The sequence below is a fragment of the Shewanella algidipiscicola genome (genome assembly GCF_900380485.1).
Lineage (GTDB): Bacteria > Pseudomonadota > Gammaproteobacteria > Enterobacterales > Shewanellaceae > Shewanella > Shewanella algidipiscicola.
On sequence record NZ_OXJV01000021.1, the window covers coordinates 1 to 24,068 of the forward strand.

The 24,068-nt window shown below is 44.5% G+C and carries 25 protein-coding genes, 2 rRNA genes and 2 pseudogenes; 17 read left to right on the forward strand and 12 right to left on the reverse strand.

The window, feature by feature from the left end:
- Both DN599_RS17265 and rrf read left to right on the forward strand, forming a co-directional pair.
- Window positions 1–796 (forward strand): 23S ribosomal RNA (locus DN599_RS17265); the annotation flags it as partial.
- A gap of 298 nt (window positions 797–1,094) precedes the next feature.
- Window positions 1,095–1,210, forward strand: a 5S ribosomal RNA gene (gene rrf / locus DN599_RS17270).
- A gap of 222 nt (window positions 1,211–1,432) precedes the next feature.
- Here the strand turns inward: rrf and DN599_RS17275 are convergent.
- Complete coding sequence (locus tag DN599_RS17275) at window positions 1,433–2,104, reverse strand: YccT family protein (protein ID WP_110458848.1); 672 nt, start codon at window positions 2,102–2,104, stop codon at window positions 1,433–1,435.
- A 166-nt stretch (window positions 2,105–2,270) separates the two neighbouring features.
- On the opposite strand from DN599_RS17275, the gene DN599_RS17280 reads away from it, so the two are divergent.
- Both DN599_RS17280 and corA read left to right on the forward strand, forming a co-directional pair.
- Window positions 2,271–2,636, forward strand: coding sequence for a hypothetical protein (locus DN599_RS17280; protein ID WP_110458979.1), 366 nt, complete (start codon window positions 2,271–2,273; stop codon window positions 2,634–2,636).
- 192 nt (window positions 2,637–2,828) lie between these two features.
- The gene (gene corA / locus DN599_RS17285) at window positions 2,829–3,776 is read left to right on the forward strand and encodes a magnesium/cobalt transporter CorA (protein ID WP_110458849.1); all 948 of its coding nucleotides are present in this window, start codon (window positions 2,829–2,831) and stop codon (window positions 3,774–3,776) included.
- A 190-nt stretch (window positions 3,777–3,966) separates the two neighbouring features.
- Here corA and DN599_RS17290 read toward each other — a convergent pair whose 3' ends face one another.
- The 4 genes from DN599_RS17290 to DN599_RS17305 all read right to left on the reverse strand — a co-directional run bounded on the left by DN599_RS17290 (window position 3,967) and on the right by DN599_RS17305 (window position 8,005).
- Complete coding sequence (locus DN599_RS17290; RefSeq protein WP_110458850.1) at window positions 3,967–4,296, reverse strand: DUF3135 domain-containing protein; 330 nt, start codon at window positions 4,294–4,296, stop codon at window positions 3,967–3,969.
- A 135-nt stretch (window positions 4,297–4,431) separates the two neighbouring features.
- Complete coding sequence (locus DN599_RS17295) at window positions 4,432–5,697, reverse strand: HD-GYP domain-containing protein (protein WP_110458851.1); 1,266 nt, start codon at window positions 5,695–5,697, stop codon at window positions 4,432–4,434.
- Window positions 5,698–5,990: 293 nt separating this feature from the next.
- Window positions 5,991–7,340, reverse strand: a complete 1,350-nt coding sequence (locus DN599_RS17300) for an ATP-binding protein (RefSeq protein ID WP_110458852.1) — start codon at window positions 7,338–7,340, stop codon at window positions 5,991–5,993.
- The gene (locus DN599_RS17305) at window positions 7,331–8,005 is read right to left on the reverse strand and encodes a response regulator (RefSeq protein ID WP_110458853.1); all 675 of its coding nucleotides are present in this window, start codon (window positions 8,003–8,005) and stop codon (window positions 7,331–7,333) included. The genes DN599_RS17300 and DN599_RS17305 overlap by 10 nt, the downstream gene beginning before the upstream one ends.
- A gap of 291 nt (window positions 8,006–8,296) precedes the next feature.
- Here DN599_RS17305 and DN599_RS17310 point away from each other — a divergent pair.
- Window positions 8,297–8,897 (forward strand): annotated as a pseudogene (locus tag DN599_RS17310) (PhnD/SsuA/transferrin family substrate-binding protein); the annotation flags it as partial.
- 346 nt (window positions 8,898–9,243) lie between these two features.
- Here the strand turns inward: DN599_RS17310 and DN599_RS17315 are convergent.
- Window positions 9,244–9,837, reverse strand: coding sequence for an acyl carrier protein phosphodiesterase (locus tag DN599_RS17315; RefSeq protein WP_110458854.1), 594 nt, complete (start codon window positions 9,835–9,837; stop codon window positions 9,244–9,246).
- A gap of 175 nt (window positions 9,838–10,012) precedes the next feature.
- Between DN599_RS17315 and DN599_RS18670 the strand changes: the two genes are divergently transcribed.
- The 9 genes from DN599_RS18670 (at window position 10,013) to DN599_RS17355 (ending at window position 18,167) form a co-directional block, all read left to right on the forward strand.
- Window positions 10,013–10,174 (forward strand): hypothetical protein, encoded by a 162-nt coding sequence (locus DN599_RS18670; RefSeq protein WP_162599240.1) that lies wholly within the window; start codon window positions 10,013–10,015, stop codon window positions 10,172–10,174.
- Window positions 10,175–10,245: 71 nt separating this feature from the next.
- Window positions 10,246–11,286 carry a tRNA preQ1(34) S-adenosylmethionine ribosyltransferase-isomerase QueA gene (gene queA, locus DN599_RS17320; protein ID WP_110458855.1) on the forward strand — a complete coding sequence of 347 codons (1,041 nt, stop codon included), beginning with the start codon at window positions 10,246–10,248 and terminating at the stop codon, window positions 11,284–11,286.
- Window positions 11,287–11,454: 168 nt separating this feature from the next.
- Window positions 11,455–12,579: a tRNA guanosine(34) transglycosylase Tgt gene (gene tgt, locus DN599_RS17325; RefSeq protein WP_110458856.1), complete on the forward strand. Its 1,125-nt coding sequence runs from the start codon at window positions 11,455–11,457 to the stop codon at window positions 12,577–12,579.
- A gap of 28 nt (window positions 12,580–12,607) precedes the next feature.
- The gene (gene yajC / locus DN599_RS17330) at window positions 12,608–12,940 is read left to right on the forward strand and encodes a preprotein translocase subunit YajC (RefSeq protein WP_110458857.1); all 333 of its coding nucleotides are present in this window, start codon (window positions 12,608–12,610) and stop codon (window positions 12,938–12,940) included.
- Window positions 12,941–12,980: 40 nt separating this feature from the next.
- Window positions 12,981–14,831 (forward strand): protein translocase subunit SecD, encoded by a 1,851-nt coding sequence (secD, locus tag DN599_RS17335; protein ID WP_110458858.1) that lies wholly within the window; start codon window positions 12,981–12,983, stop codon window positions 14,829–14,831.
- A gap of 13 nt (window positions 14,832–14,844) precedes the next feature.
- Window positions 14,845–15,792: a protein translocase subunit SecF gene (gene secF, locus DN599_RS17340; protein ID WP_110458859.1), complete on the forward strand. Its 948-nt coding sequence runs from the start codon at window positions 14,845–14,847 to the stop codon at window positions 15,790–15,792.
- Between the two features lie 235 nt (window positions 15,793–16,027).
- A complete protein-coding gene (locus DN599_RS17345) occupies window positions 16,028–16,345 on the forward strand; it encodes a putative signal transducing protein (RefSeq protein ID WP_110458860.1) in 318 nt (105 codons plus the stop codon).
- A gap of 281 nt (window positions 16,346–16,626) precedes the next feature.
- Complete coding sequence (locus DN599_RS17350) at window positions 16,627–17,538, forward strand: precorrin-2 dehydrogenase/sirohydrochlorin ferrochelatase family protein (RefSeq protein ID WP_110458861.1); 912 nt, start codon at window positions 16,627–16,629, stop codon at window positions 17,536–17,538.
- An 89-nt stretch (window positions 17,539–17,627) separates the two neighbouring features.
- Complete coding sequence (locus tag DN599_RS17355) at window positions 17,628–18,167, forward strand: YaeQ family protein (protein ID WP_110458862.1); 540 nt, start codon at window positions 17,628–17,630, stop codon at window positions 18,165–18,167.
- Between the two features lie 7 nt (window positions 18,168–18,174).
- Here DN599_RS17355 and DN599_RS19115 read toward each other — a convergent pair.
- Window positions 18,175–18,426 (reverse strand): annotated as a pseudogene (locus DN599_RS19115) (hypothetical protein); the annotation flags it as partial.
- A 418-nt stretch (window positions 18,427–18,844) separates the two neighbouring features.
- Here DN599_RS19115 and DN599_RS17365 point away from each other — a divergent pair.
- On the forward strand, window positions 18,845–19,087 hold the full coding sequence (locus DN599_RS17365; protein ID WP_110458864.1) for a YecH family metal-binding protein: 243 nt from the start codon (window positions 18,845–18,847) through the stop codon (window positions 19,085–19,087).
- Window positions 19,088–19,150: 63 nt separating this feature from the next.
- Here DN599_RS17365 and DN599_RS17370 read toward each other — a convergent pair whose 3' ends face one another.
- The 5 genes from DN599_RS17370 to suhB form a co-directional block, all read right to left on the reverse strand.
- The gene (locus tag DN599_RS17370) at window positions 19,151–19,495 is read right to left on the reverse strand and encodes a replication protein RepA (protein ID WP_110458865.1); all 345 of its coding nucleotides are present in this window, start codon (window positions 19,493–19,495) and stop codon (window positions 19,151–19,153) included.
- Window positions 19,482–20,150 (reverse strand): AAA family ATPase, encoded by a 669-nt coding sequence (locus DN599_RS17375; RefSeq protein ID WP_110458866.1) that lies wholly within the window; start codon window positions 20,148–20,150, stop codon window positions 19,482–19,484. Before DN599_RS17375 ends, DN599_RS17370 begins: the two co-directional genes overlap by 14 nt.
- 82 nt (window positions 20,151–20,232) lie before the next feature.
- Complete coding sequence (locus DN599_RS17380) at window positions 20,233–20,532, reverse strand: PilZ domain-containing protein (RefSeq protein ID WP_110458867.1); 300 nt, start codon at window positions 20,530–20,532, stop codon at window positions 20,233–20,235.
- A 119-nt stretch (window positions 20,533–20,651) separates the two neighbouring features.
- Window positions 20,652–21,056, reverse strand: coding sequence for a phosphate-starvation-inducible protein PsiE (locus DN599_RS17385; RefSeq protein ID WP_110458868.1), 405 nt, complete (start codon window positions 21,054–21,056; stop codon window positions 20,652–20,654).
- Between the two features lie 445 nt (window positions 21,057–21,501).
- The gene (gene suhB, locus DN599_RS17390) at window positions 21,502–22,305 is read right to left on the reverse strand and encodes an inositol-1-monophosphatase (protein ID WP_110458869.1); all 804 of its coding nucleotides are present in this window, start codon (window positions 22,303–22,305) and stop codon (window positions 21,502–21,504) included.
- Between the two features lie 155 nt (window positions 22,306–22,460).
- Here suhB and trmJ point away from each other — a divergent pair, with 155 nt between their 5' ends.
- A complete protein-coding gene (gene trmJ / locus DN599_RS17395; protein ID WP_110458870.1) occupies window positions 22,461–23,228 on the forward strand; it encodes a tRNA (cytosine(32)/uridine(32)-2'-O)-methyltransferase TrmJ in 768 nt (255 codons plus the stop codon).
- Window positions 23,229–23,232: 4 nt separating this feature from the next.
- Entirely contained in the window at window positions 23,233–24,054 is an 822-nt protein-coding gene (gene cysE / locus DN599_RS17400; protein ID WP_110458871.1) for a serine O-acetyltransferase, read from the forward strand.
- Window positions 24,055–24,068 lie beyond the last annotated feature (14 nt).

Here is a 24,068-nt window from a genome sequence, read left to right on the forward strand (position 1 = left end):
GTGTAGGATAGGTGGGAGACTTTGAAGCAGGAACGCCAGTTCTTGTGGAGTCAACCTTGAAATACCACCCTTGTAGTGTTGATGTTCTAACTCTGGCCCCTGAATCGGGGTTGAGGACAGTGCCTGGTGGGTAGTTTGACTGGGGCGGTCTCCTCCCAAAGAGTAACGGAGGAGCACGAAGGTTGGCTAAGTACGGTCGGACATCGTACGGTTAGTGCAATGGCATAAGCCAGCTTAACTGCGAGACATACACGTCGAGCAGGTGCGAAAGCAGGTCATAGTGATCCGGTGGTTCTGAATGGAAGGGCCATCGCTCAACGGATAAAAGGTACTCCGGGGATAACAGGCTGATACCGCCCAAGAGTTCATATCGACGGCGGTGTTTGGCACCTCGATGTCGGCTCATCACATCCTGGGGCTGAAGTCGGTCCCAAGGGTATGGCTGTTCGCCATTTAAAGTGGTACGCGAGCTGGGTTCAGAACGTCGTGAGACAGTTCGGTCCCTATCTGCCGTGGGCGTTGGATGATTGAAGGGAGCTGCTCCTAGTACGAGAGGACCGGAGTGGACGAACCGCTGGTGTTCGGGTTGTCATGCCAATGGCATTGCCCGGTAGCTACGTTCGGAATCGATAACCGCTGAAAGCATCTAAGCGGGAAGCGAGCCCTAAGATGAGTCATCCCTAGGACTTTAAGTCCTCTAAAGGGCCGTAGGAGACTACTACGTTGATAGGCAAGGTGTGTAAGCGTTGTGAGGCGTTGAGCTAACTTGTACTAATGACCCGTGAGGCTTAACCATACAACCCAAAAGGGTTTTACTTGAAACGTTCCAGACGTTGAAAGTACTTCCTCCATCCATGGAGGTCGCGATAATGGTTAACTTTAGCGAAAGAATACCGCCACTTGATTTAGTGTGACTCAAATTTAACTCTTGTATAAAGAGAACGGCTTTCTAAATTTATAATTTTGGTTAATTACGCAGGTAATTGTTTGGCTGACAAAGCCGTAACGAGCGAAGCGCGGAGTGTACTTTAGTACATGAGCACTGTAGCGAGGAAACAATGCCGTCAGACGGACAATTAACCAGTAAGAATTTGTCTGGAAACCATAGCATTGTGGTACCACCTGATCCCATCCCGAACTCAGAAGTGAAACGCAATCGCGCCGATGGTAGTGTGGGGTCTCCCCATGTGAGAGTAGGTCATTTCCAGACGCCTAATACGATAAAGCCCGTTGCTAATGCAACGGGCTTTTTTCGTTTTAGCCTGGAGATAACCACTCGAACATGGGGAGTAGGAGAGGCGTTTGCACACATCAAGCAGAGCTTGATGTTAATTAGGTAGGATGCTCTTTTTGACTTTTAATATTCACCACATCCATGTGGTAACTAGGTTTAGCTTACTATCTGTGTTGAGATGTCATATAGCGAAAGTTTTTATTTGGATTTTTCTGAATCGGCTGCATTGATTTTAGCTTTAAATGCTTGACGTGTTTTTTCATCGGCTTGTTGATACCAAAAATCAAGCATTTGACCAACATTAATCTGAGTTGCATTATCTGGGCTACCAGTTGCAGCAACCTGTGAGGTCGTGCTCGAGGCTAAATACGTTGCCATAGCTGGTGGTTGCCTCTTGATGGCTGCAGGTGCGGCGCTGAGGTTATATTGATTAATTTCTTCCCGGTAATTACGACCTATTTGGATGCCATCTTTAGTTAGGGTATCGATACGGTAGTCGACTTGCTGGCCATTGTCGTCGATGATGCTGACACTTGGACGTTGATTAAATCTATCTGCATCACTAGCAGAATTAATTTTGGGTAAAGTTATGCTGTATTGTGCATTTTGCCCCGTAAAGGTCACAATGACAGCTTCCGATATAAAGCGTTGGCGTTGTCCTTGATGGCGGAAGTTGGCTAGGTATTTGAACACTATTTGCTGTTGACCATCTTCTGCCGTTAAACGGGTTGCGTCAGTTTCTTGGGTATTGAATAACAAGGGTTCGGTATTCACGGGTAAGCTGACGCTGATTGCTGCAAGCGTTGTCGGCGCCATGAACATCGCGCTGATAAGCCCAAATTTAGAAAGTAAAGGATACGGTATTTTCATATAAAACTCAGATAATGATCAGCCCACAATTATATAGCACTTAAGTCAGGTTTTGAAAATGACGGTTAAACTCATAGACAACAATTTGTTTGGTGTGAGGGATTAATAACAGTAATTTAGCAGCGCTAGGGGTATAATTTATCTTGGTTTAATGATGGAGAGTGTTGTGCTGACTAAAATATTGGTGACCTTGTTAATTATTGCTGGTGCATTATTTTATGTTCGCAAACCGGCGCGTTCAGATCAGACGGAAACCGCTACTCAGTTTGGCCAGCGACTGTTATTTCGCTATGTTGCCATGGGTTTTGTGGTGCTGGCATTGTTCGGTAGTGCCGTGTATTGGTACTGGACATGGCAAGATGGAGAGCAGATTGTTAGTGTTAGCATTGTTTCGCCACTAGATAATAAAGTTAATATCTATCAAGTCCATAAGAGGGATATTAGTGAAAATGAGTTCACAACGGTCGAGGGTATTAAGATCCGTTTGTCGATTCAAGAGCGGATCATTATTGCGCCAACTGACGCTAAATAAGACACTCTATTTGTTATTAAGTTGATATGAAATAACTCTTCTGGGCAATTATTTATATTTAAGCTATCGCAGATGTCGCTAGCTTTACCCTAAATACTAGCCAATTGAACTTAATTCGGTACAATAAAGCTCTATTTTACCCTGCGCTTTGGTGGCTTACCTTTCATCAGAGTGTCTTTTTCAGGAGGTCATATGATCACAGCTTATGTCTATGAAGAGAATAAGTTATCTATTGTTGAATTGAATGTACAAGATAGCGTACCTGAGGGGACATTATGGCTAGATCTTTTCAAACCTGAAGATGACGAACGTGAGTGGCTAAGAGGCTATTCATCTGAAGAATTGCCTGAAGAGGAAGACATTAACGAGATTGAGGCTTCTGCGCGTTTTTATCAAAACAAAGATGGATTACATATCAACTCTTTATTTCCCCAGCGTGTTGGACAAGATGTAAAAGGTGTCAACATTTCATTTAACCTTCGTAGTCATTTTTTGGTGACGTTACGTGAAGACGATGTCGGCCTTATTCGTTTACTGCGAAATTACCTGCGTTTGGGCCGGTTAGATGTTAAAACCCCACAAGCGTTATTTTTAGAACTATTCAATTTAAAAGTCGACTACTTATCTGATTTAATTGAAGATGTGTACTCTGTTCTCGAAAATGTTGGCGATAGAGTGTTTGAAAGTGACGAACTCGACGATGTGTTTAAATTAATCACCTTGCAGGAAGACTCTAACGGTAAAATCCGCCTCAGTTTGCTCGATACTCAGCGCTCATTGAGATACATGCAACGTTATTATCGTGGCAAACTCACAGATGATGATTTAAAAGATCTGCGCGAAATGTTGTCTGACATCGAGTCTCTGATGCCACACAGTCAATTTATTTTCGATAAGTTAAACTTTTTACTTGATGCAGCCATGGGCTTTAGTGGTTTACAGCAAAATAAGATTATTAAGATTTTCTCAGTTGCTGCGGTGATTTTTCTGCCGCCGACCGTGATAGCGAGTGCTTATGGTATGAACTTTACCAATATGCCTGAATTGAGTTGGCAGTGGGGTTATCCTATGGCGATTTTGATGATGTTTGGAAGTGCCGCATCAACTTACTTCTTCTTTAAGCGTAAGGGCTGGCTATAGCCAGTGGCGGTTATATCCGCTGGTGAGGTAGTTAAACCTTAAGCTTTTTTTCATTTGGGGATGACTAAATTAAGCATATTTGCTCAATTAAGTTGTTTTTATCAGTTGAACGGATTGTTCGCTGTTTGAGTGTTCTTGATTATGGTGTTAACGATGACCTTGGCCATATATTAATGGCTAACCCTAGTGGCTAAGAGTTGATTTTACTCATTTTAATTTGCTTAAATTGCAACACTTGGGCTTTATTATCGCGATAGGTTTGTGGATCCGATATCAGTTCATTAAGCGAGATGAACTTGTCATTCATTAACCTTAATGTCAAAAAACATCTTGCATAAGGGCTAGTGCAACGCGACATTTGTAAGGTGAGATGATGTTGCATCGATCTAAGCTGCGCACGTGTATTGGGCGCAGCTTCAGCAATAAGCGCTTGATTTAGATTATGTTGCAGCGCAGTCAATTGCTCTGGCGCATGTTGTGCCAGCCAGCGCAAACTATCAAAATCTGGAAGTTCAACCATATTAGCGTAACCTTTACCTTGTATTTAGTGCTCAGCACTGGACTAATCATGCTTTTATTCTAGTAGTAGATAGTCAATAAAGGTAAGGTGGTCTCCGAGACTTAGGTGTATCCCAAGGACGGGGAAGTTGTGAGTTTATGGTTTAGCTGAGTTGCCAAAGTAATAGCTTACCCTTTCTCGTGGACTTAGATAATTATGGATTTTTTCTGGCAATGCCGATGGTGCTATACAACGTACAATGGTTAAACCCTCGGTTTCTAAATCGACGATAGGAGCTTGATCTTTAGGAACTTGGGCGTCATAAACTAAAATTCTTGGAAATAAGATTTTCTCTAAATTGACTGCCATGACCATGGCAAATTGTCCGCTAGACAGTTCAACTATGCTGCCGGGAGGGTAGATACCGAGCATTTTGATCAACTTACCAATGGCAGCTTGATTAAGCTTTTGTTTGTAGTTTTTATATATATGCGCTAAGGCTGCATAAGGGGTGCGAGCCTTTATTTGTCCATCTGGGTGACAGAGTTGATCATAGAGATTAACCGCTGCGACCAACTGTGTCGGCAGGCCTATTCCTTCCTCTGTTAGTCCGCGTGGATAGCCCGAGCCATCCAGTAATTCATGGTGATCGCGTACGATATCCAATGCACTACTCGGAAAATTATCCGCTAATCTTAATAGCCCTACACCCATTGTCGGGTGCTGTTTAATGAAATTCATTTCAGGTTGAGTCAGCGGGGTTTTCTTGCGCATCAATTGGGTTGGTACTTTTAGCTTACCGGTGTCATGAAACAATGCACCTAGGCCTACTGCTTCTATATCGTTTCGAGACCACTCTAACTCCTTCGCAACCATCATAGAGAGTAAGGCCACATTGAGTGAGTGATGATAGATGCCGTCATCATCTTTAGCATCGGCCATGAGGTGTAAGACTAAGTTGTCTGAGTTGAGAAGTTGTTCTGCCATATCACTCACCAGCTCTTGTGCATCATTAATGGCGTTGAGCGGGCGAAGTTGCAATTTGCTAATGAGACTACGCATCATGGCGACTGAGCGGCCGAACTGTTGTTCGGTTTTTTGTAGATCGCGTCTGAGCCTTTGCAGGTATTCAATTCGATTTAACTTATTTTCGCTCATCTGTGCGCTTAGCACATCAAGATTTGCATTGGGTGCCGCGTCGTCAACCTTTTCGATTACGACTTTGCTTAATGGCGGTACACTGCTTTTCTCTAAGTCGACAAATACAAATTCGATGCCTAAGTTTTTAATCAATTCAATTTGTGTTTTTTGTTTTATCTTAAATGAGTTAAACAGGAAAGGGTGCTCTTTCCATGAGATAGGTAATCTCACAAAATTGCCTGTTTGCAATTGATTAACATTAACCTTGCAGCTTTTGCTCATGTGATATGTAATTTATCTAAATACGGCTGAGTATTTTATATCAAGTATCAAGCTTTACAATTCGTTAAGCGAGTTGTCAGCATAGATATAGTCAAAAAATTCAGAAACAGAGAGTGTTATCACACGGATGAGAGAGAAATGGCCTTAATTGCTGTGTTATTAAGTTAAGTTGTAACTCTGTGGTCGTGGTGATTGGTCACAGGGCTCTGTTGCAGTAACAACATGCCCTTCAGATACAATAGTAGATTGCGACTGAAGGGGGGAGTTGTATTACGCAACCAGACTGGAGGCGGTTAAATTGGGATGGTGATAATAAATTTGGCACCTTCAAGGTCTGATGTTTCAATTGCCATATGGCCGTTATAGCTGATGACGATTTCATGACAGACCGCGAGGCCGATCCCTTGACCCGGTTTTTGTGTATCAGCGCGTACGCCTCTCTCGACAATACGTTGGCGGATAATGTCGACAACACCTGGGCCATCATCTTCAACGATCAACACAAACTCACCGTTGTCGCTGTAATAGGCACTGACCGCCACTTGGCTGATACACATCTTAAAGGCATTTTCCATTAAGTTGCCACACAGCTCCATTAAATCGCCTTTATCGCCAGGAAACACCTGCTCTTGGGGGATATTAGCGCTAAAGTTAACTTGTTTATCGCGGTAGACCTTAAATAGCATTTGCGCGAGTTGCTCAACTAATGGAGCAACTGAAGTTTGCTGTTGTTTCAGCCCTTTTCGTCCGAGCATCGCGCGTTTTAATTGATATTTTACCAGTAGATCCATTTGGCTAACTTGCTGCATGATTTTTTCGCTAGCGCTGTTTTTATCCAGGCTTGAATCATCGGTAATGGCGTGTACAGCGGCTAAGCGAGTTTTAAGGCTGTGGGCTAAGTCATTCATCGCATTTTGGTAACGCTCTTGCTGGGCGCTCGATTGCTGCAACAGTTGATTAAGTGCTTGTGTCACACCTTCAAGTTCAACCGGATAATCGTTGGATAATGCCTTGGCCTTACCACTGCTGACTTGTTGCAACTCGTTGCGCAGACGTACCAATGGTCGCATCCCCCAATAAGCTGCACTGATCAACAATACGAATGCTAAACCCAATACCATGGCGAGGCGCCAATAAGTACGATGACTGAATTTATTTAGTTCTTGCTCTAATTTCTGTGCATCTTTCATCACCAATAAGTTGTATTTATTTTTGGCGATTTCGACTGACAACAGATAGACAAAGTAATTTTTATTATCGGCTAAGGTTAAATAGTAAGGTGGGGCGTCTGTCCTAATTTGGTTAAAACGCTCACAGGTGTCGAATAAGCCACGATCGGCAGCCAATGATGAGGTCCAAATCTGTGTGAAGGCTTCATTACAACTGGCGATGATATAACGCTTTGGGGTGTTATTTTCTGTCAGCCATTGGCTGTCATCTGGGATCAGGTTGTTTTCTTTTAATTCTGCGGCGACTTTGGGGATCTCTGCGATCAGCTGCGCAGTCTCTTCATTATAATTATTTTGGGCATAGAGAATATTGACCAGCCAAGCTAAGCCAAAGCCTACTAAAGCAATAATGGAGAGTGAGGTCAGAAATAACCGCGTCAGCAGGCGGCGTTTGAATTTGAACTTTAACTGCATACGAGATTAAACTTATAGCCTTGGCCACGGATGGTGGCGATGGGGTTGTCTAAGTCGCTCTTGGCAAGTTTTTTTCGTAGGCGGCTGACCATCACTTCAATGGTGTTCGGGTCCCCCTCTTTATCGCCATAGATGACATCCAGCAGGCGCTGCTTGGCCACAACTTCATGACAATGACGCATGAGGTATTCTAATATTTGATATTCAAATGCGGTCACCTCCATCGGCTCACCATTGAGAGTGACTTGTTTAGCGGCTAGGTCCAGTAGCAATGGGCCACTGGTTATTTGGGGTTTAACAAAGCCAGCACTGCGGCGTACGAGCGCATCTAAACGTGCGACTAACTCCTCTTTTTGAAAAGGTTTAACCAGATAGTCATCGGCGCCTGCATTTAAGCCCTCGACTTTATCTTGCCAGTTTACCCGTGCGGTCAAAATAAGGATAGGCGCTTTAAGTCCTGCTTGTCTTAAGGTGTTAATAAGACTAATGCCATCTTGGTCGGGTAAGCCTAAATCGACAATGGCCACATCGATAGGATAATTAGTTGCTTGATAAAACCCCTCCTTGGCAGTGAGCGCAACTTGTACCTTATTGCCTAAATCACTCAGTTGTACTTTGAGGTGATGGGATAAGATAGGGTCATCTTCAACAATCAAAATTCTCATTCGCGTATGCCTTAATTTTATGGGGGAGTTTATTTTAGTGTAACCACTTCTCTTGCTGGTGCCAATTGAGCTAAGCCGTTAAAGCCATTAGTTTATAACCGTTTAACTTAACCGTTGCTGACTTAACTTGCAGCGACTAATTTTATATTATCGATCGCCTTGGCGACTAAGCGTTGTATTATCTAGAAATTGGGGGGTAATGGGTAGAATCGCGTTCATATTAAATAAAAGGACTATGGTATGCTATGAACTAAAGCCGTTGTTATATTGTTCGCGTGTTGATGTTTACCTACTACATGGGCGGCGGGTTTTACGTTTACCGCCATTCCTGATGAAGATGTGAGTCAATGACAAACTCGTTTTCACAAGGTGGCGCGTTATTTAGAAGCTGAGCTTGGGGTCAAGGTTAACTATATTCCGGGTTAAGTCTTATGCGGCTGCGGTTACAGCCTTTAGAAATAATCAAGTACAGTTAGCTTGGTTTGGTGGGTTGTCGGGTGTACAAGCTAGACGCTTAGTGCCTAGTTCGAAGGTCATTGCCCAAGGCTTTGAAGATCAATCGTTTAAAAGTTATTTTATTGCCCATCATTCAGTGCCATTAATGCCAACTGATCATTTTTCCTAATTTAAATGGTTACACATTTACCTTTGGTTCTAAAGGTTCTACATCGGGTCGATTGATGCCACAATTTTATATTGAGCGCAATTTGGGCAAAAAGGCCGCCGATATATTTATGCGGGTAGGTTTTGCTGGCGATCACAGTAGGACCATTGCTCAAGTTGACACAGATAAAGTGCGAGTCATCGGGAAAGTCCTAGTTATCCCGATTATCAGTGGACTTTACGGGTTGGAGTTGATGAAACCTATGGCGCAGGTTTTGGCCAAAAAGTTAAGATACACCCTAGCGAAAAACTGGCGATAGTGGGTGAGTCTGCTGCGGATAAGTTAACGTTACTTAAAACTATTTATCAATAGCTTAAAGGTAAGGCAGCCTTGTGTTGCCAGACATAAAGTCTAGTGGATGTCCTCAGTGTTTATCCTCACATTTATAGGCAACCATTGGGTGGACAACATCGACAATTTAGTGCGGCCTATGGCAATGATGCTGTTGATCTTATTTGTTCTGTTGGTTGGTACCATGTCATTGAAGGGGGGGGGTTGCCGTTGCCTTGGTATTTGTTGGCGGCTTGGCGCACACTGCAGGCAATCAGATGTATCGACGATGACATTAAGTGAGTTAAAGATAATCGCTCGGGGTCTGTCTGGTCCAGATACGGCTATAGGCCATCAGCTGCGGATAAAAAGTGCGAAAAGCAATTTCGATGTCGATATCCATTTTGATCACTGTGTCTACCGCCCCGTCAAAAATATCAGGTTTTGATACGCGCTTGGCAACCGAGTTTATCGCTTGATGTAACCCGTCTTGAGCTTCGTATGCCACAAGCCAATTTTGCTGGCGCATAGCGGGGATAATATCAAGCAGATTTTGTGGCAGGTGCGGCGTGGCTTCTAGTGTTGTATAAGCGTGATCGGCAAACTGACTTAAGGATTGGTTATGATACTCATCCCAATATTTAGCCAGCATATGATCGAAGGCTAAATCGATTAATATCGGCGCAGCTCGTTGCAGTTGCGCCGGAAATGCGGCTCGAAGCTCTTTGGTCAGCTCGTGACTGTCGGTGAGAGAATTAATCTGTCTGTGCAACCAAATACCTTGTTGTAATGGCTTTGGATGATCGCTGATCTTGCCTTTAGCAAAGTCACCTGCCAAGTTAGCGCCTAGAGAGGTTTTACTGTTGTCTGCGAGATGGAGATGAGCCAAAAAGTTCATTAGATATGATGTATTTTCTTTGTTAAAGCAGGGTTTTCACGTTATCATGCCCGCCGGTGCTAAGGAACCTTTATTTTATGCAGAGTGAGCGTACGATGCAATCATAGGCAACTTAAGGATGTGCGCCCAGTGAGTTTCCCTTCATATAAACTATTATCGGTTTTAAGGATCATGGATGATGTTTAACTGGTTTTCAAAGCTATTAGGTAAAAAACAACAATCGCAACGTAAACGCGTGCAGGTTGATATTCCGATAGAACAGCATAGTTATCGCAAAGCTTTTTTTGACGTCAAACCTCGCCAAGTTAGCGTTAAAGAGGATGAAAGCACTAACTAGTGGGTTAGCCTTGATCTTCTCTGTTTCTGCCAATAGACTAGCGGCCGATTTATGTTAAACAGAGACTAACTATGCGTGTTGCCGATTTTTGTTTTGACCTTCCTGACGAACTGATCGCTAGGTATCCTATGCCCGATCGCAGTAGTTCGCGTCTATTGGCCCTCGATGGTGCCAGCGGCGAGATAGCGGATAAACAGTTTACCGATATTTTACAGATGGTGAATCCAGGCGATCTAATGGTGTTTAACAATACCCGAGTGATCCCCGCACGCCTATTCGGTCAAAAGCAAACTGGCGGCAAATTAGAGATATTGGTTGAGCGTATGCTCGACGACAAACGCATTTTAGCCCATGTTCGCAGTTCAAAATCGCCCAAGCCAGGTAGCATAGTGTGCCTCGATGGCGGCTATGACATGACCATGATAGCGCGTCATGATACGCTGTTTGAGCTTGGGCTTAACAGTGACAAGACCATTTTAGAGGTGCTCGAAGAGGTAGGGCACATGCCACTACCGCCTTATATCGATCGCCCAGACGAAGATGCCGACAAAGAGCGCTACCAAACGGTTTACAATCAAAATCCAGGCGCGGTGGCGGCGCCTACCGCGGGATTGCATTTTGATGATGCCTTGCTTGCGGCTTTAAAGGATAAGGGCGTCAATATCGCCTTTGTGACTTTACATGTCGGCGCTGGCACCTTCCAACCTGTGCGGGTGGATAATATTCTCGAACATAAAATGCATTCGGAGTGGGCTGAGGTTTCGCAGCAAGTGGTTGATCAAATCACGGCCACCAAAGCGGCGGGTAAACGCGTGATAGCCGTGGGCACCACGTCAGTACGTTCACTGGAAAGTGCAGCGAAAGCCAGCCAAGGTGAACTGCAGCCTTTTAGCAGTGATACCGATATCTTTATTTATCCAGGTTATGAGTTTCAAATTGTTGATGCCATTGTCACCAATTTTCATCTGCCAGAGTCGACTTTGATTATGTTGATTAGTGCATTTGCCGGTTTCGATGAGGTCAAAAACGCCTATCAGCACGCGATCGCTCAAAAATACCGCTTTTTTAGCTATGGTGATGCCATGTTTGTGACTAAAAAACCGAACTCATAAGTGATTTTGCTTTAAAATACCTACCCACTATTTAGAGTGGGTATTTTTTTATGTTTTTTCAGGTTAAGGGTTGATACTCAATTGTTTGCCCTTATCTCTATTGTTCATTCGTGTCTAAAACCATAGGCACAATATTGGTGTCAGACTGTTTCTCTGGCGAGGTTAATTATGAAATTTGAATTAGATACAACCGATGGTCGAGCTCGTCGCGGTCGTTTAGTCTTCGAGCGTGGTACTGTCGAAACACCTGCGTTTATGCCTGTTGGTACCTACGGTACTGTGAAAGGGATGACGCCAGAAGAAGTGCGTGCCACTGGTGCCGATATTCTGCTGGGAAATACCTTCCACCTTTGGTTACGACCAGGGGAAGAGATCATGCGCAAGCATGGTGACTTACATGATTTTATGAACTGGCAACGTCCAATTTTGACCGATTCTGGCGGGTTCCAAGTCTTTAGTTTGGGTGATATTCGTAAGATCACCGAAGAGGGGGTGCATTTCCGTTCGCCAATCAATGGTGAAAAGATTTTCCTCGACCCTGAAAAGTCGATGCAAATTCAAGATTCGCTTGGCAGTGATGTGGTGATGATTTTTGACGAATGTACGCCATATCCTGCAACTGAAGATGAAGCGCGTAAGTCAATGCAGATGTCTTTGCGTTGGGCTCAGCGTTCACGTGATGAGTTCGATAGATTGGAAAACCCCAATTCCCTCTTTGGTATTATCCAAGGCGGTGTATACGAAGATTTACGTGATGAAAGCCTAGATGGGCTAGTTAACATTGGTTTTGATGGTTATGCCATCGGTGGTTTAGCGGTTGGCGAGCCAAAGGAAGATATGCACCGTATTTTGGAGCATGTGTGTCCTAAAATTCCAACCGATAAGCCACGTTACTTGATGGGGGTCGGTAAGCCAGAAGATTTAGTTGAGGGCGTACGTCGAGGCGTAGATATGTTTGACTGTGTTATGCCAACTCGCAATGCTCGCAATGGTCATCTGTTTACCAGTGAAGGCGTTATCAAGATCCGCAATGCGCGTCATCGTGATGACACTTCACCACTTGATACTAAATGTGATTGTTATACCTGTAAGAATTACTCACGGGCGTACCTGTATCATTTAGATCGTTGCAATGAAATTTTAGGAGCACGTTTAAATACCATCCACAACTTACGTTACTACCAAATGTTGATGGAAGGTTTGCGTGGCGCAATTGAGACAGGTACATTAGACGCCTTTGTTGAGGAGTTCTATACCAGTCAAGGTCGTGAAGTTCCTAAGTTATCCGATTAATACTTACAGCTAATAAGAAGAGAGAACTATGTTCATTTCAAATGCATATGCAAACGCAGCAGGCGCACCAGCAGGTGGTGGCACCATGGAACTGATTTTCATGTTGGTCATTTTTGGCTTGATTTTTTACTTTATGATTTTCCGCCCACAATCAAAGCGCGTTAAAGAACATAAGAACCTAATGAGCTCATTAAGCAAAGGTGACGAAGTGTTAACCAGCGGTGGGATCTTAGGTAAGATCGCGAAAATCAGTGATGACAATGATTATGTGTTACTTACCATCAATGAAACCAGCGAAATCACAATTAAAAAGGATTACATTGCGGCTGTTTTGCCTAAAGGGTCAATTAAGTCACTTTAAGTTGTAACAATAAGTCACTTTAAGCCAAGAGGGCGATGGTGTGTTAAATAAATACCCAATGTGGAAAAACCTAATGGTGATGTTCATCATCGCCATAGGTGCTTTCTACGCAATACCAAATTTATTTGGTGAAGACCATGCAGTGCAAGTGGTCGCGACACGTGGTGCCGAAGTTAGCGTATCGACTCAGACACAAGTCAATGAGTTATTGTCGACAAAAGGCATCGAAGTTAAGCGCTCTGAGCTGGAAAATGGTCAACTGTTAGTGCGTGTGGCTAATGCGGATCAACAATTACTCGCTAAAGAGGCCATTGCGGACTCACTCGGTGATAAGTATGTTGTCGCGCTCAACTTAGCCCCGGCAACGCCAAAGTGGTTAGAGTCACTGGGCGGTAGTCCAATGAAGCTAGGTCTTGATTTACGTGGTGGTGTGCACTTCTTAATGGAAGTGGACATGAGCGAAGCGATTCGTAAGATGACCGAGGCTAAAATCGCCGATTTTAGAACCGATCTTCGCAGCGAAAAAATTCGTTATGCCGGTATCCGTAATAGCGCTAAAGGCATTGAGATTAAATTCCGTGATGCCGATAGCCTTGCTAAAGCTGAACGTTTTCTTAAGACGCGCAGTAACGACATGGTGTTCAGCGATATCTCATCGAATGACAACTATTTGTTACTAGCGAACATGAGTGAAACTTACCTTAAGCAAATTAAGGAAGAAGCACTGCAGCAAAACATCACTACATTGCGTAATCGTGTTAACGAGTTGGGTGTGGCAGAACCTGTGGTTCAGCGCCAAGGGGCTGAACGCATCATCGTCGAATTGCCTGGTGTTCAAGATACCGCACGTGCCAAAGATATTTTAGGTGCAACGGCGTCAATTGAGTTCCATATGGTTGACGAAAAAGCCGATGCGGCTGCGATTGCCAGTGGGCGTATCTCTGCAGGTTCGCAAGTCTACAATCGTCGCCAAGGCGGTCAAGTGGTGCTGCAAAAAGCGGTCATGCTAACCGGTGATCATATTCAAGGTGCTCAACCTAGTTTTGATGAGTACAGCCGTCCACAAGTGTCGATTAACCTCGATGCTAAAGGTGGAACTATCTTCTCAAATGTGACCAAAGACAACATCGGCAAGCCGATGGCGACCTTGTTCATTGAGTATAAAGATAACGGCGAGAAAAACCCTGACGGCAGCGTAAAGATGGACAAAATTGAGGAAGTGATCTCAGTGGCGACCATTCAAGCGCGTTTGGGGCGTAACTTCGTCATCACAGGCCTAGATCATGCTGAAGCGCAAAACCTAGCCTTGCTGCTACGTGCTGGTGCGTTAATTGCTCCTGTATCGATTGTTGAAGAGCGTACGATTGGTCCAAGCCTTGGTGCTGAAAACATCGAAAACGGTGTTCAGGCAATGGTATGGGGTATGGCGGTTGTGCTTATCTTCATGCTGGTCTATTACCGTGGCTTTGGCTTGATAGCCAACCTTGCGTTAACCGCTAACCTCGTGATGGTGGTTGGCGTTATGTCGATGATCCCAGGCGCGGTATTAACCTTACCTGGTATTGCCGGTATGGTGTTAACTGTGGGGATGGCGGTTGATGGTAACGTGCTGATTTATGAGCGTATTCGTGAAGAACTTCGCGCGGGGCGCAGTGTGCAACAAGCGATACACGAAGGCTATGGTAATGCGTTTTCAACCATTGCCGATGCGAACATCACCACCTTTATGACAGCGTTAATTCTATTTGCCGTGGGTACTGGTGCCGTTAAAGGCTTCGCGGTGACACTGATGATAGGTATTGCCACGTCGATGTTTACCGCAATTGTCGGCACTCGCTCTATTGTGAATGCGATTTGGGGTGGTAAGCGCGTGAAGAAACTGTCTATTTAAGGGGAAGTTGACTATGTTCCAGATTTTATCAATAAAAGGCACGATCAACTTCTTACGCCATGCGTTGCCGATCAGCATCTTGTCACTGATCTTAGTGGTAGGTTCATTGGCCTCGTTAACGTTTAAAGGCATTAACTGGGGGTTAGATTTTACTGGTGGTACAGTGGTTGAGATGGAGTTTTCTCAACCGGTTGATCTTAACCAGTTACGCAGTGTGTTGACGTCAGATGCGACCGATGGCGCCGTGGTGCAGAACTTTGGTTCGAGCCGCGATGTGTTGGTGCGTTTACCGGTGAGAGCGGATATCAAGAGTGATACGCAAGTGGAACACGTGATGGAAGCCGCGAGTGCTATCGATCCTAGTGTGGTGCAAAAGCGTGTCGAGTTTGTTGGTCCGCAAGTGGGTAAGGAACTTGCTGAGCAAGGCGGTTTGGCGGTACTTGTTGCGTTGATCTGTATCCTCATCTATGTCTCTTTCCGCTTTGAGTGGCGTTTAGCCATGGGGTCGGTGGCCGCACTGGCTCACGATGTGATTGTGACCTTAGGGGTATTTTCGTTCTTCCAACTGGAATTCGACTTAACCGTGCTGGCGGGTTTACTCACAGTTGTCGGTTATTCACTTAACGACACTATCGTGGTATTTGACCGTATTCGTGAGAATTTCCTCAAGATGCGTAAAGGCACCCCTGAAGATATTGTCAATACCTCAATCACTCAAACCATGAGCCGTACCATTATTACCACAGGTACCACCTTGGTGGTTGTTGTGGCGCTATTTCTTAAGGGCGGCACCATGATCCATGGTTTTGCGACAGCCTTGCTGATGGGGATTTTTGTGGGTACTTTCTCATCGATTTACGTAGCGAGTTTCCTCGCTGTGAAATTGGGGATCAACCGCGAGCACATGATGCCTGTTGAGATTGAAAAAGAAGGCGCTGACCAAGATGCGTTAATGCCTTAAACAAAGATAAGCATGGGCGATAACGTCATTTATCGTTCTGCTTACTACAGTTTAATGTCATTAATCATGATGTTTAAGTCAAAAAGCCACATGTTGTGGCTTTTTTTACATTAAAATGTTGATTTTTTGATCGTATTTATCCTCGACAAACAACCCCTATTGACGCTAGGATGTTGGCGGCTATTTGATAGGCCTAACCGTTCGCAGTCTGAATTGTTGCAGTAGGAGAATACACATGGAAGATCGTACTAGATTAGTCGCCGGCGGCAACTTGTTACAAGCCCATAGCTGGAAAGGGATGCTTGAAGCTTGCGGTATTGAGGTTGAACTGCGTGGTGAAGCACTGCTAGGTGGGGTAGGAGAGCTGCCTGCCGATCTGCAAGATGTTGAACTTTGGGTCAGCGAATCTCAATATGAGGCGGCAAGAGCGCAGCTTGAAACCTTAAATACTGATAGTCCGCAATGGCAGTGCCTTAAGTGCCATGAGATGAATGAAGGCAGTTTTGAACTGTGTTGGCACTGTAGTGCCGAACGTAGCGAACGGCTCAGTTAATGCTGTGATTAAGCGATTACAGGTTTGATGAGTCAGTTTAATTAGCTTAATCTATTTTTACCCGCTAGTTGTTATGTTTATCGAGCGTCTCTTACGTCATCGTCTCAGCATATAACCTCACCTCTACGTATGTCATATGATTATTCTAAGTATGTCATATGATAAAAAAGACTCAGCTTTAGTGGATGTGAGTCTACCGTGCCAGTCGCCTTGTTTGTGTGCTAATGCTATTATTTGCTTACTATTTTGTCCTCGGCTTTAGCTAAAGAGAGCGCCTCCTTATGCAGTATTTTCCTCTATTTGTTGATACTCAATCCCTACGGGTTTTAATTATTGGTGCCGGTGAAGTGGCCAGTCGCAAATTGGATCTGCTGAGTCGAACCTTGGCCGAAATTGAGGTGATTGCCCCCGACATTTGTGATGAGGTGCGCTCTTATGCCAGACAAGGTCGGATCAGGCTGCACCAGCGAGCGGCCAACATTGATGACATCGTAAATGTCGATCTTGTATACCTAGCGACGGGCGATGATATATTTAACCGTGATATGGCACGACACGCGACCGCGCAGGGGATCTGGGTCAATGTGGTTGATTCACCTGATTTGTGCAGTTTTATTACGCCATCGATTGTTGACAGAGGCCGCCTTCAGGTGGCCATAAGCACAGCGGGTGCTGCCCCAGTATTTGCGCGCGAGCTACGTTCACGTTTAGAAAATTGGTTGCCTAATTCACTCAGTGAACTGTTTGATTTTATTGCCGAGAGGCGAGTCGAGGTGCAGCAACGTTTGCCTGACTTTAGGCTGCGTAAGCTATTTTGGGAGCAGTTTTTTATTAGTAACGGCGATAAGTTTGATGCTGATACGCCTAGGCGCTATGAAAATGCGTTTAGGCAGCTATCGAGTGAGGGGGAGATTTTATTGATTGACGATCAAACCAAAGTTGAGCTGCTACCGATTGCAGCCATGCCCTTATTACAGCGAATAGACACACTTTGTAGCGATATTGCGCTGCCTAGCGATTTAGTTGAATTAGTCCGCCGTGATGCGTCGCGAGCGAGTATACCTTCTCTGAGCGTTATCAATGCCCAGTATGCAAAAGGTGAGCGAGTGTTGCTGTATGCGCAGGTGGCGACGATTTCAAGGCTGGTGGCTCATTTTCCCATGGCGAAGTGGTTGCGCGGTGGGTCGCTATAGCGCAATTGTACGCATTTCCACAGTACCGACTGTGTGTTGCTTGGCGTAATTAAGGTAAACTAGCCATATCATTCACAATTTTGATTAATATGGCCCCTAAAGCAACGGTTTACAAAGCCCACCTACAGATAGCCGATATGGATCGTGGATATTACCATGATCATAACCTTACCCTCGCACAGCATCCATCAGAAACCGATGCTCGCATGATGTTGCGCCTACTGGCATTTGCCCTTAATGCCAGCGATAGCTTGCAGTTTAGCAAAGGTTTATGTGTTGAAGATGAGCCAGAGTTATGGCAAAAATCATTAAGCGACGAAATAGAACTCTGGGTTGAGTTTGGTCAAAGTGATGAAAAATGGGTTCGAAAAGCCTGTGGCCGTTCAAAACAGGTGCAGTTATTTGCTTACGGTGGACGCAGCGTACCGATATGGTGGCAACAAAATCAACAAGCGTTTGCACGTTATCAGAATTTGAAAGTGTGGAATATCCCCGAAGAAGCGGTAAAAGCCATGGGGGAGCTGGTAAGTCGCAGCATGATAGTGCAATTTAACATTAGCGAAGGCGAAATTTGGATGTCTAATGATCTTGGCAGTGTGCAGATCGTTCCCGAGGTGCTAAAAGAGTAGTACTTACTTATATGTTGAGTGCTAAAAAAGCCAGTCTCAAGACTGGCTTTTTACCGTTTTGCAAGGTGACTGGTCCATGATTAGGTATTTTCAGCCATAGACGTTCCATCTTCATCCTTAAATTTACTTTTTTCAACATGATAAGTGCGGTGATAACTAGAGTTGACACCACACCGGCAATCGTTGATAGCGTCATCGCTAGGCCAGCGTCTAAGGACGTCGAGTTGAGCTGGAAGCTTAATACCACTGTGCTCATCCACAGGACAGGCAACAGTGGCATATCATTGGCATTAAAGTTGAAAAATCGCTTGCTGCAAAGCCAAGTAATAGTGAATGTGCGCTCGGCACGATTAGCGCCATGGTTAATCCTACCGACATGAACAGCAATAATTCTTAAGAAGATGTTAATATTAAAGCCCGTTAACTTGCTAAGTAAGCCTGTAGGTGCAGAAATAAACACATCTGTTAAGTTAGCCATAAAATGAGCGACATAAAAAAGAAGTGTTCCTATTATGGCATGGGCCAAGCCTTTGGCAGAGTGCTTGAAAGGGACTCTTGAGGAGCATAGCACTAGCTCTTAAGAGAGCACAACAGTTCACTTTGCGCTATAGCGCATGGTTTTACTATCAATTATAAGTTATAACATGCGTATTAATTAAATCTTTTTTGAGGTTAAGATGTCAGACTCAATTCATGGTCATCAAGTGATGCAACTCATGCTGTCATTAGGCGGCGCTATATCGAAAACAGAACTTATTAAATTAATGGCGACTCATTTTGGTGAACAGGCCACATATCATACGTGTTCGGCAACAGAGATGTCGGCTGAGCAACTGATTGCTTTTTTGGAGCGTAAAGGTAAGTTTACTGAGTCATCAATGGGGATTGAGACCGCTGCCGATAAGATTTGTCATCATTAGCCATTGCAGCGATAGGGCGGCGTCAGTATACGCTGTCCTACCACATCACTTACGTCTATCGAGTTAGTCTTGGCTTTCATCAATAAGTTGTTGTATGGCTTGTGGTGACTTGTCGGCAAAATCTTTTATCATCAACCGGATAAGTCGGGACTTGGCAATTTTTGCGTCACTGGCCAGTTGATTGAGCTGTGCGATACTGTTTTCGGTAAGGGTGAAGGTGGCGTGGCGAAAAATTTTACTAGATTGCTTTTTAAGGCTAACCGTTTGCTTGGCTTTGTGTTTCTTCTTCGTGCGTTGAGATAGGCTGGGTTGGCCAAATGCATAGTTATTGGCATCTTCGATAAACTCTTCGAGCGAGAGTTCCTTGCGCGGCTTAGGCTTACGCCGCTTAAGATCAGTTAAGCTCATAAGAATTTTCAGGTGGTATGGCGAGTAGTTCATCGCAAATAGCACGTATTTCGATGGCGGCTTTACCGTCGGGCTCAATTTCAAGTACCGATGAGCCTTGCTCTTCGCTATCGTCATAGATATTGCGGCTGAAAGTGACTGCATTTAATGCCCTTAGTCCAAAGGATTCGACCACCTCTTTGGCTTCTAGGATGCGCTTATACTGATTAGGCAATGATGGGCATTGAGTTATAATCACAGCAGCGACCATTTTGGGATTGACCATCTTACAGGTACTGAGCATATCTTCCATATGGGGTAGGGTTTTGAGATCGCGGCGTTTAGGCCGCAGTGGTAATAGCACATAGGTGGCTACCGACATGGCAGCACGCATGGCGAGGTTGTCTTGGCCGCCACAATCAACAATCACATAATCAAAGCGTTGATCGAGCCCGAGTAAATCGTTACGGATTTTACCGTATAGCTGAATGCAGTTGATGGTTGGGAGGTTGGGATCTTCATTACGAGCTTGGATCCAATCTGAAGTGGTGCGCTGTGGGTCACAATCTACCATTAACACATTCGCGTTATGTTTTTGAGTGATATGAACAGCAATGTTTTGCGCCATACAGCTTTTTCCTGCGCCTCCTTTTTCACCGCCTACAAGCAAAATCATGAGTGTCTCTCCATCAAGTCGAGCATTGGATTACTTAGCATTACATAAGTGTTTTTTAGTATAGATTAGCTCACTGAAATGACTAAATAATCTGCAACGCGGTGCGATAGTTTTCGCTATTTTGTTGTTGGCAGCGGCACACTTGAGCCTTAATTGCATTTTGTTTGTCGGTATTGTGGTTGAAGGTGATATCGAGTAATTCGCCTAAGGTAAAAGGTAGGTGATATTCGATGAGAATGCCCCGGCGGGAAAGGTCGGCACACAAGGCATCATCATATTTAGTCTCGCCACTGGCATCTGTCCAAGCAATCTTAATTCGCTCCGACTCCATGTCTACCCGTAATGATTGACGACGTTCATCAAGCTCTTGCTGTAGGTTCATTGATATTCCTTGCTAGGTTGAGATAGTCCAATGGGTTAAAGCTAGCACAATTTGGGTGGGAAGCCATAGTGAAACAAACGGCGCTGAAAAAGCGCCGTTATGGTTTGATAAGCAAGTAATTATAAGTCATCGCTATTACGAGGATAGGGCAATTTAAGTTGACCCCAACGAATGACGATCACAGTGCCGGCGAGGACTAATGTTGAAACGGCAATCGCAAAAATACGCCAGTCGTCCATGCTCTTCATATCTAAAATCAGATATCGAGCGAGTGCAACAATGGCGATATACAGTGGCATTCGTACTGGCAGTTTTCCTGACTCAGCGTAATTAGCCACCATGGCTAATACTTCGAGATAGATAAACAGCAGTAATAGATCTTCTAACGCCACTTTGCGCATGATTATGATGTGTACGACCTCTTGTCCAATCGCCACCATAGTGGCAATGGCGATAATGATTAAGACGAAGTACTCAATAGCCTTGATGCTTTTTGAACCATAGCGAATATAAAGCTTTCCCATAAACAACTCTCATTAGTGTTTTTATAGATGGTATCAACAATTACGTATTGCGCTAGCAGATGTTTGTGATTTTATTCACAAAGTGATGCATTAATGTCCCAGATAAGGTGTGATTGAATCTCAATGTTATGTTGAGTCTGTCGGGTAAGGGATTCAATGGTGCTTAAACTTTGAACACTAGCTTTGAAAATAGTGACGTGTATCTTCAGTCTTGGATATGGTTGAACGGTAAAGGCTTACTATTTTTCGGTGCAATACGAATTATCAGTAATGTTCGTAATGCTTCAAGAATATGAGTAATAGCGTTAATCAGCGGTATTGATGGATTGCCATTCGCAGATTAGTGCATGAAGGGGAACAAGGACAAATATAAAAAAACCGCTCATCAAGAGCGGTTTTAAATTGTTACGTTATCGCACGTTATCGAGGTAAAGTGACCTTAGAATCAACGCTTGAGTGCTTCACTGAGTAATGGACGGAAACTTTTAACCAATAATCCTGTCACCTTAGGCGTGCCAGCAATGATGTTACCTGAACTCATATACCCATGGTTACCGGTAAAGTCGGTTACGGTACCACCGGCTTCTCGCACGATAAGGTCACCAGCAGCGATATCCCATGGTTTAAGACCTATTTCAAAAAACGCATCCATACGGCCAGCAGCCACATAGGCTAAATCGAGAGCCGCTGAGCCAGCACGACGCAAATCGGCACACATGCTGAAAGTTTCAGCAAATAGCTTCATGTAAGTTTCAGAATGTTGTTTGGCTTTGAACGGGAAACCTGTAGCAATAATTGTTTCATTCAAGTCGTTAGTTTTACTTACGCGCAAACGAAAATCGTTTAATTTTGCGCCTTTACCACGCACAGCGGTAAATAGCTCGTCACGAACAGGATCGTAAACGACAGCGACTTCGGTTTTGCCTTTGTATTGTACGGCAATGGATACCGAGAAATGAGGAATGCCCCTAACAAAGTTGTTGGTGCCATCCAAGGGATCAACAATCCACATATAGTCTTTATTGTCGCCCTTGTTTTCGCCACCTTCTTCGGCAACGATAGTGTGGTCTGGGTATGACTTGCGAATTTGATATGTAATTGCCGCTTCTGCTTCTTTATCCACGTTTGTTACGTAGTCATTGATACCTTTTGCGCTAATTTCTACACGGTCAAGTTCGGTGTAGGCGCGCATAATCGTTTGGCCGGCAGCGCGAGCGGCGCGCACAGCAATAGTCTGCATCGGATGCATTACAATCCCCTGGATGTTAAAGAACAGATATAAATAATCGGCGCACATTATACGAGATTTTACGGTTATATCAAATAGAGATTTTTATATAAGGGATCTGACTTCGCTGTGATACCATCAAGGGTACTGTTCTATAGATAGAAATTAAAAGTTTCATGCTTAGCAATATTCGTGTAGTTCTCGTAGGAACCTCCCATCCTGGTAATATTGGCTCTACCGCTCGTGCGATGAAGACCATGGGATTATCGACCCTGTATTTAGCCGAACCTAAAGTGGCGCCAGATGGCCACTCTGTTGCTCTGGCAGCTGGGGCATCAGATATCTTAAAGCATGCGGTGACGGTAGATTCGCTTGCCGATGCGATTGCAGATTGCAGCTTAGTCATTGCGACAAGTGCCCGTAGTCGCACCCTTGATTGGCCAATGCTTGATCCGCGTCAGGCTGGAGAAAAGCTGGTGGCCTCAGCAGTTAATGGGCCAGTGGCTATTGTATTTGGTCGTGAAAATAATGGTCTCTCTAACGAAGAGCTACAAAAGTGTAACTATCATGTGGCGATTCCGGCCAATCCTGAATACACCTCACTGAACTTAGCGCAAGCGGTGCAAATCATCTGTTATGAAGCGCGTGTTGCTTTCCTTAATCAGTCGCCTGAGGTGGTTGAAACCGTTGAATACCCTTTAGCAAAAGAGCAAGAGAACTTTTTTAATCATTTAGAAAACACCCTATTGTCGACAGGCTTTATTGTTAAACAGCACCCAGGGCAGGTGATGACTAAACTGCGTCGTCTGTTTAGTCGTGCCAGAATTGAAAGCCAAGAGATGAATATCTTGCGTGGTATTTTAACCTCTGTTGATAAAAAAGTGACCTTGGCCGATAACGCGCAACAAGCGCAATACGACCCAGCAGTTAAAAAGGAAGATTAAGTCCATGGGCGTCATATCCAGAATTAAAGATGATATCGAGTCTATTTATCACAGAGACCCTGCGGCAAATAGCACCTTAGAGATATTGATGAACTACCCAGGTATGCAAGCAATTTGGATACATCGCCTGAGTCATAAATTATGGAAACGCAAATGGCGCCTAACGGCTCGAGCGATATCGACTTTTTCTCGCTGGTTAACTGGTGTCGAGATCCATCCCGGCGCGACCATAGGAGATCGGTTTTTTATCGATCATGGTATGGGCGTTGTGATAGGGGAAACGGCTGAAATTGGTAATGATTGTACCCTTTATCATGGTGTGACCTTAGGGGGCACAACATGGCAAGCGGGTAAGCGTCACCCGACCTTGGGCGACAATGTGGTGATTGGTGCCGGTGCCAAGATTCTGGGACCTATCACTATGCACGATGGTGCTCGCGTGGGGTCAAATTCTGTGGTGGTCAAAGAAGTGGCTAAAGACACGACTGTGGTGGGGATCCCTGCAAGAGTCGTGGCTAAACCGACGGAAAAGTCTAAAGAACATGCCCAGCGCCGCACCGAAATGGCCAAAAAGTATGGCTTTGATGCTTATGCAGTGTCACCTGATAACCCAGATCCAGTTGCCAATGCTATCGGCCAGATGCTCGATCATATGCACCTAATGGACTCTAAAGTACAAGAGGTGTGCCAAGCCGTGCAAAGTATGGGAGGCAGTGTCTGCACCGAGCGCCTGCCTGAACTAGATGTTGATGAGTTTAGTGATGTAGAACAAGCTGCTGCGGAAAAGCGCCAACATGCGATTGATGAGTTTGATCCCATAATTTAAGAAAAATCAGATTA